Source organism: Pseudomonas sp. Root329 (assembly GCF_001424925.1).
GTDB lineage: Bacteria > Pseudomonadota > Gammaproteobacteria > Pseudomonadales > Pseudomonadaceae > Aquipseudomonas > Aquipseudomonas arabinosi.
Map to the genome: position 1 here is coordinate 1 of NZ_LMCV01000049.1, position 14,077 is coordinate 14,077.

The following is a 14,077-nucleotide window of genomic DNA, read 5'->3' on the forward strand; positions in this document are numbered from 1 at the left end:
AACGGCAAGTTCTGCCACTGATCGATTGAGGGGCGGCATCATTTGCAGAACGACCCAGTCTTTGAAGTCGCTTTCGTATCGCTTGCCCATTTTGGACATTTGTTATTCACCTTCGCCCTCTTGAATGATTGAGTCAATCAACAAGGGCGACAGGTAGCCTGACACGGAGGGAAGCGCCTAAAAAAAGTAAGCAAAAAAACGCTCGCCCCAAGCGTCCGGCCCCTCGCTTGGGCTCGGCGTTCCTTCGCTCCGGTATCCATCTGGGGGCATCGCCTACGGTCTGCTTCGCGACGACCTCCTCTCGATGCGTTCGACTTCGTCGAACGGCGCTGCGCGCCTACCCCCCAGATGAACACCTCCACTCAGCCTCCCGAAGGGGCGGGTGAATCAAGATCAAGAGCGGCTGGCGAGCTAACGCTCGGCCTGTTGAGTGGTGAAGGGCGGGTGTACACCCATCCCCTGTAGGAGCTGTCGAGTGAAACGAGGCTGCGATCTTTTGANGGCGAGCTAACGCTCGGCCTGTTGAGTGGTGAAGGGCGGGTGTACACCCATCCCCTGTAGGAGCTGTCGAGTGAAACGAGGCTGCGATCTTTTGATCTTGCTGTGGCTGTGGCTGTGGCTTTAGATCTTGATTCTGCTTTTGATCTTTCGCCCCTTCGGCAGGCCGAGTGGAGGTGTTCATCAGGGGGTTAGGCGCGTAGCGCCGTGCGGCGAAGCCGCACACATCGAGAGGAGGTCGTCGCGAAGCAGACCGTAGGCGATGCCCCCTGATGGACACCGTAGCGAGGGAGCGCGGAGCTTTAGCGAGGCGCCGTACGCCGAGGCGAAGCCTTTTGCTTACTTTTCGGCGTCTGGAAAAGTGAGTCGCTGTAAGAGCGAAACCATAATCAGCCGTTACCGCAGCAACGGATATACACACCAACCAATCACCGCATCTGATACCCAAACATTCAGCCAACCCGCATATCGCCCAGGTTAACAAAACATAACGTGGCGTCGATTGTCAGACCTTTCCAAACCCCGATAGGATAAGCCAGCTTCCGAAGGGGCTCTAGATTGCGTATTTCAGGACTATGCTCCAGAAAAGGCAATCGCAAAGAGCACCCCTTATGGCGCCCAGAAAGGTTGAACGACCTAACAATAATAATGGGGGAAGGTCTATGAGTGAGCCTGTCATGGGTGTGGGTATCTGCCGCCCGCCGGCATTACGCAAATTCGCGTTGCTGGCTACAGCGCTCTCGCTGTTGGGCTGTGCCGTGCTGTCGGCACCTGCGCTGGCCGCTGCTGCGCCAGCATCCGACATTGTTTATTCCGTTGAATCTGCCAAAGCCAGCAAGAGCCTGATGCTCGACGTCGTGCACGCCGGCAAGCGTCTGGTGGCGGTCGGGGATCGCGGGCACATTTTGTATTCCGATGACCAGGGCGCGACCTGGACCCAAGCCAAGGTGCCGACGCGGCAACTGCTGACGTCGGTGTATTTCGTCGACGACAAACACGGTTGGGCCGTCGGCCATGATGCGCAGATCCTCGCGAGCGAGGACGGTGGCGTCACCTGGACCAAGCAATTCGAAGACCTGAAACGCGAATCGCCGCTGCTCGACGTCTGGTTCCAGGACGTCAACAGCGGCTTTGCCGTGGGCGCTTACGGCGCGTTGCTGGCCACCACCGACGGTGGCAAGAACTGGGAAGATGTCAGCGATCGCCTCGACAACGAAGACCAGTACCACCTCAACGCCATCGCTGCGGTCAAGGATTCCGGTCTGTTCATCGTCGGTGAGCAGGGCAGCATGTTCCGCTCCACCGACTGGGGTCAGACCTGGGAGAAGCTTGAAGGTCCCTATGAGGGCTCGCTGTTTGGCGTGATCGGCACCGCTCAAGCCAACACGCTGCTGGCCTACGGGCTGCGGGGCAATCTGTTTCGCTCCATCGATTTCGGCACGACCTGGGAGCCGGTTGAACTCAAGGCCGCTCGCGGTGCGCTGGAATTCGGTTTGTCTGGCGCGACGCTGCTCGACGACGGTTCCATCGTGATCGTCGGCAATGGTGGCTCGGTGATCCGCAGCGACGACAACGGCGAAACCTTCAGCGTGTTCAACCGTCCGGATCGCATTTCCGTTTCGGCAGTCACCGCAGCGGGCAACGGCAATCTGATTCTGGCAGGACAGGGTGGCGTTCGCGTCACCTCGCCAACCGGCGCAGAGAATGGAAAAAATGGGTCGTCCAAATGAGCCGGGCAAATAATAAGAAGGCGGGTCTATGACATCCTTGAGCACTCATCATCATGACAAGGCGACGTTTCTCGAACGCCTGATTTTCAACAATCGCCCGGCAGTGATCGTCATCTGCCTGCTGGTCAGTATTTTCCTGTTCTGGCAGGCGACGCTGATTCGGCCGTCCACCAGTTTCGAAAAAATGATCCCGCTCGAGCATCCGTTCATTCAAAAGATGATGGAGCATCGCAACGATCTGGCGAACCTGGGCAACACGGTGCGCATCTCGGTGGAAGCCACTGATGGCGACATCTTCTCCAAGGAGTACATGGAGACGCTGCGTCAGATCAACGACGAGGTGTTCTACATCTCCGGAGTTGACCGTTCCGGCCTCAAGTCGCTGTGGAGCCCGAGCGTACGCTGGACCGAAGTGACAGAGGAGGGCTTCGCCGGTGGTGAAGTGATTCCGCAGAGCTACAACGGCTCCCAGCAAAGCCTCGACCTGTTGCGCAACAACGTGCTCAAGTCCGGTCAGGTCGGGCGTCTGGTGGCCAACGACTTCAAGTCGAGCATTGTCGATATCCCGCTGCTGGAGTCCTACCCGGACCCGCAAGACCAGGGCAAGTTGCTGGCGCTGGACTATCGCAAGTTCTCTCACGAACTCGAAGACAAGATCCGCAACAAGTTCGAAGCCCAGAACCCCAACGTGCAGATCCACATCGTCGGTTTCGCCAAGAAAGTCGGCGACCTGATCGATGGCCTAGTCATGGTGGTGATGTTCTTCGGCGTCGCCTTCATCATCACGTTGATCCTGCTCTACTGGTTCACCAACTGCATGCGCAGCACCGTGGCGGTGTTGAGTACGACGCTGGTGGCGGTGGTCTGGCAGCTCGGCTTGATGCACTTCTTTGGCTTCGGGCTCGATCCCTACTCGATGCTGGTGCCGTTCCTGATTTTCGCCATTGGTATTTCCCATGGTGTGCAGAAGATCAACGGTATTGCCTTGCAGTCCAGCGAGGCGGACAACGCACTGACTGCCGCGCGGCGCACGTTCCGTCAGCTGTTCCTGCCGGGGATGATTGCGATCCTCGCGGATGCGGTGGGTTTCATCACGCTGCTGATCATCGATATCGGTGTGATTCGTGAGCTGGCCATCGGCGCCTCCATCGGCGTGGCGGTGATCGTGTTCACCAACCTGATTCTGCTGCCCGTGGCGATTTCCTACGTTGGCATCAGCAAACGCGCCGTCGAACGCAGCAAGAAAGACGCGCACCGCGAACACCCGTTCTGGCGTCTGCTGTCGAATTTTGCCAGCCCGAAAGTGGCGCCAGTGTCGATTGTTTTGGCCTTGTTGGCCTTCAGCGGTGGCCTCTGGTACAGCCAGAACCTGAAAATCGGTGACCTCGATCAAGGCGCTCCGGAACTGCGTCCGGACTCGCGCTACAACAAGGACAACAACTTCATCATCAGCAATTACTCCACCAGTTCCGACGTGTTGGTGGTGATGGTCAAGACCAAGTCCGAAGGCTGCTCGCGCTACGAAGCCATGGCGCCGATCGACGAGCTGATGTGGAAGATGCAGAACACCGAGGGCGTGCAGTCCGCGATCTCGCTGGTGACCGTGTCCAAGCAGATGATCAAGGGCATGAACGAGGGCAACCTGAAATGGGAAACCCTGTCGCGTAACCCGGACGTGCTGAACAACTCGATCGCCCGGGCTGATGGCCTGTACAACAACAGTTGCTCCCTGGCGCCGGTGCTGGTGTTCCTCAACGATCACAAGGCCGCCACGCTGGATCGCGCCGTGCATGCGGTGCAGGACTTCGCCAAGGAGAACAACAAGGAAGGCCTGGAATTCATCCTCGCCGCCGGTAACGCCGGGATCGAGGCCGCCACCAACGAGGTGATCAAGGAATCCGAGCTGACCATCCTGATCCTGGTGTACATCTGCGTCGCGACCATGTGCATGATCACCTTCCGTTCCTGGGCGGCGACGCTGTGCATCGTGCTGCCGCTGGTACTGACTTCGGTACTCGGCAACGCCCTGATGGCCTTCATGGGCATCGGCGTGAAAGTCGCAACCCTGCCGGTTGTGGCACTCGGGGTGGGGATTGGCGTGGATTACGGGATCTACATCTACAGCCGTCTGGAAAGCTTCCTGCGTGCGGGCCTGCCGTTGCAAGAGGCGTACTACCAGACGCTGAAGTCCACCGGTAAAGCCGTGTTGTTCACCGGCCTGTGCCTGGCGATCGGCGTGTGCACCTGGATTTTCTCGGCCATCAAGTTCCAGGCCGACATGGGGCTGATGCTGACCTTCATGCTGCTCTGGAACATGTTCGGCGCACTGTGGCTGTTGCCAGCGCTGGCGCGGTTCCTGATCAAACCGGAGAAATTGGCGGGGCAGAAGGGCAATTCGTTGTTTGCTCACTGATCCCAGGCTGAAATAAAAAAGCCGCAACCATGGTTGCGGCTTTTTTATGTGCGTGGAGATCAAAAGATCGCAGCCTTCGGCAGCTCCTACATGGACCGAGTACGCCCGCAATTCAACGTTGCACGCGTTACCTGTAGGAGCTGCCGAAGGCTGCGATCTTTTGACTTTGCTTTTATGACAAATCGGTACCCAGCACCGCATTCAACGCACTACGCGCATCATCCAGCTGCACCAGCGTGGCATGCCGCGCACCCAGTGCATCCCGGTTCTCGATCGCCGTCAGAATCGCCTTGTGCCGGGGCAATGCCAGTTCATGCAGATTCGGTCGCTGGTTGGAATGCTTCAAGGCTTCGGCAATCGCCACCGACAGCATGTTGCACAAGTTGGCCAGCAAGTCGTTATGGGTCGCATCGGCGATGCGGCTATGGAAATCCAGGTCCGGTTGCAGCAGCGCCTCCGGTGTCGGTGCCGCTTCCATGCGTTGATAGGCTTCACCAATGGAGGCGATGTCAGCGTCCGTGGCGAACTGCGCAGCGAGGGCGGCCGCTGCGGGTTCGATGATGCTGCGCACGCTGGTCAGCAAATCGAAGAATTCATTTTGCGGGCTGCTTTGCATCAGCCAATGCAGCACATCGGGATCGAGCATGTGCCATTCCTTGCGCTGCTTGACCACCGTGCCCACTCGCGGACGGGAATACACCAGACCCTTGGCGACCAATACCCGGGTGGCTTCGCGCAGGACTGGACGGCTGACCGCGTACTCCTCGCACAGCAGGGCTTCGGCGGGCAGTTTGTCACACGGCTTGAAGCGTCCGGAAACGATCTGCATGCCCAGTTCCTGGACGATGCGCGAGTGCATGCTTTTGCGGTCGGAGGGTTTGCGGTAATCCATGGGGAACGGCGCGATCCTGGGCGATGGGGTGCCGCGCATGATAACAGGCGCGACGCGATCTTGAGGCGGGCATAGATCAAATGTGGGAGCGGGCTTGCTCGCGAAGAGGGCCGCACATTCAACATTAATGTTGGATGATCGACCGCCTTCGCGAGCAAGCCCGCTCCCACAAGGGATTTGTGGTGTTAGTGGGAGYGGCGCGGTACTTCAGAGCCTCGGCAACCGACCAAGAAGTCGAAATCGCAACCCTGATCCGCCTGCAGCACATGGTCGATGTACAGCTGACGATAACCACCCACGATCAATTGCTGCGGCGGTTGCAGATCAGCCATGCGCGCCGCCAGTTCGGCGTCGGGAATGTCCAGGTGCAGACGACCGTTGGCGCAGTCGAGTTCGATCCAGTCACCTTCCTTCACGGTCGCCAAAGGCCCGCCAGCGGCCGCTTCCGGGGCTACGTGCAGAACGACAGTGCCGTACGCCGTGCCGCTCATGCGCGCATCGGAAATGCGCACCATGTCTGTCACACCCTGAGCGAGCAACTTGGCCGGCAAGCCCATGTTGCCGACTTCGGCCATGCCCGGATAACCCTTCGGACCGCAGTTCTTCATCACCAGAATCGAGCTGGCATCCACCTCCAGCTCCGGATCGTTGATCCGCGCCTTGTACATGTCGAAGTTCTCGAACACCACCGCCCGCCCGCGATGTTGCATCAGTTCGGCACTGGCGGCGGAGGGCTTGAGCACCGCGCCCAGTGGCGCCAGATTCCCGCGCAACACACAGATGCCGCCGTCGGCGCGGATCGGGTTGTCGAGGGTGCGGATCACTTCGTCCTGACCGTAGATCGGTGCGTCCTTGGTGTTCTCGCCGAGGGTCTTGCCGTTGACGGTCAGGGCATTCGGATGCGGAATCAGGTTGGCTTCACCCAGGCGACGCAGCACCGCTGGAAGGCCACCGGCGTAGTAGAACTCTTCCATCAGGAAGCGTCCGGACGGTTGCAGGTCGACGATGGTCGGCATGCCGCGACCGATGCGGGTCCAGTCATCCAGATCCAGCTCAACACCGATGCGCCCGGCAATGGCTTTCAAGTGGATCACGGCGTTGGTCGAACCACCAATGGCCGCGTTCACCCGAATGGCGTTTTCGAAGGCCTCTTTGGTGAGGATTTTCGACAGCTTCAAATCTTCGCGAACCATCTCCACCGCGCGCATGCCGGACATGTGCGCCAGCACATAACGACGCGCATCGACCGCTGGAATCGCCGCGTTGTGGGGCAGGGAAGTGCCCAGTGCTTCAGCCATGCAGGCCATGGTCGACGCGGTGCCCATGGTGTTGCACGTACCGGCCGAGCGGGACATGCCACCCTCGGCGGCAAGGAAATCGTCGATGGTAATCGTACCGGCTTTCACCTGTTCACTGAGCTGCCAGACCACGGTGCCCGAGCCGATGTCCTGGCCCTTGTGTTTGCCGTTGAGCATCGGCCCGCCGGTGACGACGATCGCCGGCACGTCGCAACTGGCCGCGCCCATCAACAACGCCGGGGTGGTTTTGTCGCAACCGGTCAGCAGCACAACACCGTCAATCGGGTTGCCGCGAATCGCTTCTTCGACGTCCATGCTCGCCAGGTTGCGAGTGAGCATGGCGGTCGGACGCAGGTTCGACTCGCCGTTGGAGAACACCGGGAATTCCACGGGAAAGCCACCAGCCTCGATCACCCCACGTTTGACGTGCTCCGCAATCTGGCGGAAATGCGCGTTGCACGGGGTCAGTTCCGACCAGGTGTTGCAGATGCCGATGATCGGCTTGCCGTGGAACTGGTGGTCGGCGATGCCCTGATTCTTCATCCAGCTGCGGTACATGAAGCCGTTCTTGTCGGCAGTGCCAAACCATTGGGCGGAGCGCAGGGTGGGTTTCTTATCAGACATGATCGATTCTCTTATTGTATGACTATATTGTTCGAACTGAGGCGTAACATAAGCGCAAATTCGGCCGTTTGGAAGTGTTGTTGCGTAAATAGTATTACTATATAGTCCGTTTCAATGGAGGGATTGCCCTGGCGGTTTTCCGCGAGAGGCGTCCCCTGAGGTTCTATAACAACAACAATCGGAGACCGATCTCATGAGCCAGGAACTGCGGCTTATTCGTCGCATTACGCTGAAACTGATTCCCTTCCTGATCCTGCTGTACCTGATCGCCTATGTGGATCGCTCCGCCGTAGGCTTCGCCAAATTGCACATGGGCGCCGACCTCGGCATCGGTGATGCGGCTTACGGCTTGGGTGCCGGGCTGTTTTTCATTGGCTATTTCCTGCTGGAAATCCCCAGCAACCTGATGCTCGAACGCTTTGGCGCGCGGCGCTGGTTCGCGCGGATCATGGTCACCTGGGGCGCCATCACCATCGGTATGGCCTTCGTCCAGGGGCCGCACAGTTTCTATGTAATGCGCTTTCTGCTCGGCGCGGCGGAAGCCGGGTTCTTTCCGGGCGTTCTCTACTACATCACCCAGTGGTTCCCGGTGCGCCATCGCGGCAAGATCCTCGGGTTGTTCATCCTTTCCCAACCCATCGCCATGTTGATCACCGGTCCGGTGTCCGGCGGTCTGCTCGGCATGGACGGCATTCTTGGCCTGCATGGCTGGCAGTGGTTGTTCATCGTCATCGGCACCCCGGCGATCCTGTTGACCTGGCCGGTGCTGCGTTACCTGCCGGACGGCCCGAAACAGGTGAAGTGGATGGACCAGGCCGAAAAGGATTGGCTGACCGGGGAACTGAAAAAGGATCTCGAGGAATACGGCCAGACCCGCCACGGCAATCCGTTGCACGCCCTCAAGGACAAACGTGTGTTGCTGCTGGCGCTGTTCTATCTGCCGGTGACCCTGAGTATCTACGGCCTGGGCTTGTGGTTGCCGACCCTGATCAAGCAGTTCGGTGGCACGGATCTGGTGACCGGTTTCGTGTCGTCGGTGCCGTACATCTTCGGGATCATCGGGTTGCTGATCATTCCGCGCAGTTCCGACCGTTTGAATGATCGCTACGGCCACTTGGCGGTGCTTTACGTATTGGGTGCCATCGGCTTGTTCCTTAGCGCCTGGCTGACCGTACCGGTGCTGCAACTGACGGCGTTGTGCCTGGTGGCCTTCGCGCTGTTTTCCTGCACCGCGGTGTTCTGGACCTTGCCGGGCCGCTTCTTTGCCGGGGCCAGTGCGGCGGCCGGGATCGCCTTGATCAACTCGGTGGGCAACCTCGGCGGCTACATCGGTCCGTTCGTGATCGGCGCGCTCAAGGAATACACCGGCAACCTGGCTTCGGGCCTGTACTTCTTGTCTGGTGTGATGGTGTTCGGGCTGGTGTTGACCGGTGTGGTTTATCGGTTGCTGGAGCGCAAGCACGTATTGCCGGCCGATCAGTTCGCTGCCAGCGCCCGAGGCGCTACCCGCACCTGAGCCATCACACAGATCCCTTGTGGGAGCGGGCTTGCTCGCGAATGCGGTCTTCCATTCAACATTGATGTTGGCTGACACAGCGCTTTCGCGAGCAAGCCCGCTCCCACACTTGATCGACGGTGTTTTCGAATTTTGTTTACAGGAGAAAATCATGCGTTTAGTTCAGTTCGAATTGAGTAACGGCGAGCGCCGGGTAGGCGTGGTCGAAGACAGTCTGGTGCGCGAAGTGCAGGGCGCGCGCACCGTTCGCGACCTGGCGTTGGCGGCGATCGAGGCGGGCGTCAATCTTGAGCAACAGGTGAAAACCCTGGGCCTGAGCATCAGCCATGACTATGCAGAACTGTTGGCCACGTTGCGCATCCTGCCACCGCTGGATCACCCGGACCCGGCGCACATGCTGGTCAGCGGTACGGGCCTGACCCATCTGGGCAGTGCGTCGGCGCGGGACAAGATGCATCAGCAAGTTGGCGACGAAGCGGCGATGACCGACACCATGCGCATCTTCAAATGGGGCGTGGAGGGCGGCAAACCGGTAGCGGGGCAGGCCGGCGTACAACCGGAATGGTTCTACAAGGGCGACGGCAGCATCGTCGTGCGTCCGGGCCAACCGTTTCCGCTGCCGCCGTTCGCCGAAGACGCGGGGGAGGAGCCGGAACTCAGTGGACTCTACGTCATCGGCCACGACGGCAAACCGTATCGACTCGGTTTTGCCGTGGGCAATGAATTCTCCGATCACGTGATGGAACGCAAAAATTACCTCTACCTGGCCCACTCGAAATTGCGCAGTTGCAGTTATGGCCCGGAACTTCGGGTCGGTGAACTGCCGGAGCATCTGGCAGGCACCAGCCGTATCCTGCGTGACGGTGAAGTGCTGTGGCAGAACGAGTTTCTCAGTGGCGAGGCCAACATGTGCCACAGCCTGGAAAACCTCGAGTACCACCATTTCAAATACAGCCAGTTCCTGCGCCCGGGCGATGTGCACATTCACTTCTTCGGCACTGCGACCCTGTCCTTTGCCGACGGCATTCGCACCCGGCCGGGTGATGTGTTCGAGATCAGTCAGACCGAGTTCGGTGCACCGTTGATCAACGGGATTGCACCGGTTGAAGCGGCGTTCGAGCCTGGCACCGTTGGCACCCTTTAAGGAGATAGGCATGACCCAGATTCTTGGTCACAACTACATCGGCGGTCAGCGCAGCGCTGCCGGCGAAATCATCGTCAACAGCGTTAATGCCAGCACCGGCGAAAACCTGCCTTACAGTTTCCACCAGGCCACCCTCGAAGAAGTCGATGCCGCCGCCAAGGCTGCCGCTGCCGCCTACCCGGCCTATCGCAGCCTGAGCGCCGAACGCCGAGCGCAATTTCTCGACGCGATTGCCGACGAACTGGACGCGCTGGGTGATGACTTTGTAGCGCTGGTCTGCCGCGAAACCGCGCTGCCTGCCGCACGGATTCAAGGCGAGCGCGGTCGCACCAGCGGCCAGATGCGCCTGTTCGCCAAAGTGCTGCGTCGCGGTGATTTCTATGGGGCGCGGATTGATCAGGCACTGCCGGAGCGCAAACCGTTGCCGCGTCCGGACCTGCGCCAATACCGCATCGGCCTTGGGCCAGTCGCGGTGTTCGGTGCGAGTAACTTTCCGTTGGCGTTTTCCACGGCGGGCGGCGACACCGCGTCGGCGTTGGCCGCCGGTTGCCCGGTGGTGTTCAAGGCCCACAGCGGTCACATGGCCACAGCCGAACGGGTGGCCGACGCGATCATTCGCGCCGCAGAAAAAACCGGGATGCCGGCCGGCGTGTTCAACATGATCTACGGCGGTGGGGTCGGCGAAGCGCTGGTCAAGCATCCGGCGATTCAGGCGGTAGGCTTTACCGGTTCGCTCAAGGGTGGTCGCGCGTTGTGCGACATGGCTGCCGCGCGTCCACAACCGATTCCGGTGTTTGCCGAGATGTCGAGCATCAACCCGGTGATCGTGTTGCCCCAGGCGCTGCAAGTTCGCGCCGAATCGGTCGCCCGCGACCTGACCGCTTCGGTGGTTCAGGGCGGCGGTCAGTTCTGCACCAATCCCGGTTTGGTGATCGGTATTCGCTCGCCGCAGTTCAGCGCGTTCGTTCAGCAGGTCGCAGGACTGATGGGCGATCAACCGGCGCAGACCATGCTCAATGCCGGGACCTTGAGCAGCTATGGCCAAGGTCTGCAAAAGTTGCTCGCCCATCCGGGCATCGAGCACTTGGCCGGCAGCCCGCAGGCAGGGAATCAAGCCCAGCCGCAGCTGTTCAAGGCCGATGTCAGCCTGTTGATCAATGGCGATGAAGTGCTGCAGGAAGAAGTGTTCGGCCCGACCACGGTGTTTGTCGAAGTCGCCGATCAGGCGCAACTGAGTGCCGCGTTGAACGGTCTGCATGGGCAGCTGACGGCGACGATCATTGGCGAGCCGGCGGACTTTGAGCAGTTCGCTGAGCTGACGCCGTTGCTGGAGCAGAAGGTCGGACGGATCCTGCTCAACGGCTATCCGACCGGCGTGGAAGTCTGCGATTCGATGGTCCACGGCGGGCCGTATCCGGCAACTTCCGATGCGCGCGGTACGTCGGTGGGCACCTTGGCCATCGACCGCTTTCTGCGCCCGGTGTGCTTCCAGAACTACCCCGACAGCTTGCTGCCGGAGGCGTTGAAGAATGGCAATCCGCTGCGTATTCAACGCCTGGTGGACGGACAACCGTCCCGCGGCGCCCTCTAACTGCGAGCACAACCCCCTGTGGGAGCGGGCTTGCTCGCGAAAGCGGAGCGTCAGTCGACTAATCTTTGACTGTTACACCGCTTTCGCGAGCAAGTCGAATCGTCGCACCGCCGCTCCCACATTTGTTCGATGTCGTCTTTGAGTTTTGTGACTGGCACTGGACCGCTCCCACATTGAGCTATCATTGCGTCTTTCCCATTCAAAGATTGACTGCCATGACCGCCCCAACCGACACCTTGCTCGCCACCCTCGAACACTGCGATATGGTGGAAATCGACGGGCTGCACGCCTTCGAATTCTCCCTTGATGAAGACGATAACCTGCACATCGAATGCCTGGACGGTCGTGTGTCCAAGCACTGGGAGTTCACCCCGGCCGAAGTCGAGGCCGCGACCTTCGATCCAACCCTGCAAAGCTGGCTGATCACCGGCAGTTCCGGCGAGCACCGGTTGGTGTGCATGACCGCGTTCCGCGGTGATGACGACGAGGAAGAAGCGAATGAGGATGCGTAAGCTCTGGCCACTGTTGATGGCCGGCAGCGTCGGCGCGATGGGTTTTCAGGCTGCATTCGCCGACGACTATCAGTTGCTGGTCGGCTCCTACACGGCCGGCCAAAGCCAGGGGATTTATCGCCTGAACTTCGACAGCGCTACCGGGCAGATCGATGCCAAGCCGCTGCAAGTGGTCAAGAGCGAAAACCCATCCTGGCTGACCCTGTCCAAGGACCAGCGTCACCTGTTCGTGGTCAACGAAAACGGCCCGGGACAGACCGATCCGGTAGGGCGCGTCAGCAGTTATGCGATCGATCCGAAAACCCATGAACTGAGCCTGATCAATCAGGTGCAGAGCCTGGGCAACGAGCCGACTCATTCGGGCCTCAGCGTTGAAGCCAGTCACCTGTTTGTCAGCAACTATTCGGTGGCTGAAGATCCGGGTGGCACGCTGGCGGTGTTGCCGGTGGACGCCGACGGCAAGCTGAAACCGGTGGTGCAGATGAGCAGCCATCCATCGAGCCGGGTCAATCCCGAGCGGCAGATGTCGGCGCACGTGCATTCAACGGTTTCGTCGCCGGACGGCCAGTATGTGTTCTCCAATGACCTGGGCGCCGACAAGATCTTTGCCTACCGCTTCGACCCCAAGGACAACCCGGAATTGCCCTTGACCGCTGCCACACCGGCGTCCGTCCAGTTGCCACCCGGTAGCGGGCCGCGTCATCTGCTGTTCAGCGCCGATGGCAAGCACGCGTGGCTGACCATGGAAATGAGTGCGCAGGTTGCGGTGTTCGATTACAAGGACGGCCAACTCAAGCAAACGCAGATGGTCGAGTTGGCGACGGGTCAACCCGTTTCGGACAAGGCAGCCGCTGCGCTTCACGCGTCGGGCGATGGCAAGTTCCTCTACGTCAGCAACCGTGGCACCGCCAATCAGCTGCTGGTGTTCGCCATCGATCCTGCGACCGGGCACCTCAAGGAGCTGCAGCGCCGTTCCGTAGAAGGTGACCACCCGCGTGAGTTCAGCCTCGATCCGAGTGGCAAGTTCTTGTTGATCGCCAACCAGAAAAGCAACCAGATTGTTGTCATCGAGCGCGATGCAAAGACAGGCCTGCTGGGTAAAACCGTGCAAAAACTGCCGATGGATGCCCCGAGCGATCTCAAGTTCCTGGTGCGTCAATAGGCCGCAGGCCCCGGTTGATGGGGCCTGCATCCTTCTATTAATGACGCTGATATCTGCTAATGCTACAAAAGATTTCAAGGCGCCAACCTCGAAGGTTAAGTTTGCTTCACGGCCCCACCGGGCAAGCAAGCCAACTGAATACGAGGAATACCGCCATGAACTTCAATCTCTTCTCCGTAATTGCTGCTTCCGCTATCTCTGCCACCGTTGCTTTGCCAGCCAGCGCCAGCGTTGAAATCAGCGACAAAAAATCCCACGCCCAAAGCTACACCCAGAAATACCTGCAACAGAGCGCCAACTTTTACGCGGCTCTGGATCACAAGACCCAAGCCTGAAATTTGAACCCTGCACCTTTTATGCAGGAGCGAAGTCACTTGCGCCGATCGAGCTGAAAAGCTTTGAGAAACCTGAGTGATGTCGCTCCTGCATAACGCGTTTACGACAGCATCATATTGCTATCAACGTATTGCTTGATATCACATGGCCATAAGTTTAAATTTGACGCTGATTTTTTGACTCCTTCTTGTGATAAGGATCGACAGCATGGCAATGCGTCTGGCCGTGGTTCTTCTGTTTCTCTATTCCACCCCCATTCTTTCGGCTGCCCAGCCCGTTCCAGACGAGCCGGATGCGGCCCGCGAGCGCTTGATGAGTTTTATTGAAGACTGAAATAGTCTGGCTTAATGATCAACGAAGC

Annotated in this window: 11 protein-coding genes; 9 read left to right on the forward strand and 2 right to left on the reverse strand. The window is 59.4% G+C overall.

The features are described from left to right. Nucleotides 1-1,160: 1,160 nt before the first annotated feature. Complete coding sequence (locus ASC74_RS27715; protein WP_056745805.1) at nucleotides 1,161-2,228, forward strand: WD40/YVTN/BNR-like repeat-containing protein; 1,068 nt, start codon at nucleotides 1,161-1,163, stop codon at nucleotides 2,226-2,228. A gap of 28 nt (nucleotides 2,229-2,256) precedes the next feature. Continuing rightward, nucleotides 2,257-4,641 (forward strand): efflux RND transporter permease subunit, encoded by a 2,385-nt coding sequence (locus ASC74_RS27720; protein WP_046049562.1) that lies wholly within the window; start codon nucleotides 2,257-2,259, stop codon nucleotides 4,639-4,641. A 172-nt stretch (nucleotides 4,642-4,813) separates the two neighbouring features. On the opposite strand, the gene ASC74_RS27725 is transcribed toward ASC74_RS27720, so the two are convergent. Both ASC74_RS27725 and ASC74_RS27730 read right to left on the reverse strand, forming a co-directional pair. Then, nucleotides 4,814-5,533 (reverse strand): FadR/GntR family transcriptional regulator, encoded by a 720-nt coding sequence (locus tag ASC74_RS27725; RefSeq protein WP_046049561.1) that lies wholly within the window; start codon nucleotides 5,531-5,533, stop codon nucleotides 4,814-4,816. A 185-nt stretch (nucleotides 5,534-5,718) separates the two neighbouring features. Next, nucleotides 5,719-7,455 (reverse strand): IlvD/Edd family dehydratase, encoded by a 1,737-nt coding sequence (locus ASC74_RS27730; RefSeq protein ID WP_056745808.1) that lies wholly within the window; start codon nucleotides 7,453-7,455, stop codon nucleotides 5,719-5,721. A gap of 193 nt (nucleotides 7,456-7,648) precedes the next feature. Here ASC74_RS27730 and ASC74_RS27735 point away from each other — a divergent pair, with 193 nt between their 5' ends. The 7 genes from ASC74_RS27735 (at nucleotide 7,649) to ASC74_RS32430 (ending at nucleotide 14,049) form a co-directional block, all read left to right on the forward strand. Further along, nucleotides 7,649-8,971, forward strand: coding sequence for an MFS transporter (locus tag ASC74_RS27735; protein ID WP_056745810.1), 1,323 nt, complete (start codon nucleotides 7,649-7,651; stop codon nucleotides 8,969-8,971). Between the two features lie 151 nt (nucleotides 8,972-9,122). Then, complete coding sequence (gene araD1, locus ASC74_RS27740) at nucleotides 9,123-10,115, forward strand: AraD1 family protein (protein WP_056745812.1); 993 nt, start codon at nucleotides 9,123-9,125, stop codon at nucleotides 10,113-10,115. Nucleotides 10,116-10,125: 10 nt separating this feature from the next. Further along, the gene (locus ASC74_RS27745; RefSeq protein ID WP_056745813.1) at nucleotides 10,126-11,706 is read left to right on the forward strand and encodes an aldehyde dehydrogenase (NADP(+)); all 1,581 of its coding nucleotides are present in this window, start codon (nucleotides 10,126-10,128) and stop codon (nucleotides 11,704-11,706) included. Between the two features lie 215 nt (nucleotides 11,707-11,921). Then, nucleotides 11,922-12,218, forward strand: a complete 297-nt coding sequence (locus ASC74_RS27750; protein ID WP_056745816.1) for a DUF5629 family protein — start codon at nucleotides 11,922-11,924, stop codon at nucleotides 12,216-12,218. Continuing rightward, a complete protein-coding gene (locus tag ASC74_RS27755) occupies nucleotides 12,211-13,380 on the forward strand; it encodes a lactonase family protein (RefSeq protein ID WP_056745818.1) in 1,170 nt (389 codons plus the stop codon). Before ASC74_RS27750 ends, ASC74_RS27755 begins: the two co-directional genes overlap by 8 nt. A gap of 155 nt (nucleotides 13,381-13,535) precedes the next feature. Next, nucleotides 13,536-13,715: a hypothetical protein gene (locus tag ASC74_RS27760; protein WP_008157047.1), complete on the forward strand. Its 180-nt coding sequence runs from the start codon at nucleotides 13,536-13,538 to the stop codon at nucleotides 13,713-13,715. Between the two features lie 208 nt (nucleotides 13,716-13,923). Beyond that, a complete protein-coding gene (locus ASC74_RS32430; protein WP_255141673.1) occupies nucleotides 13,924-14,049 on the forward strand; it encodes a hypothetical protein in 126 nt (41 codons plus the stop codon). The last annotated feature ends 28 nt before the right edge of the window (nucleotides 14,050-14,077 follow it).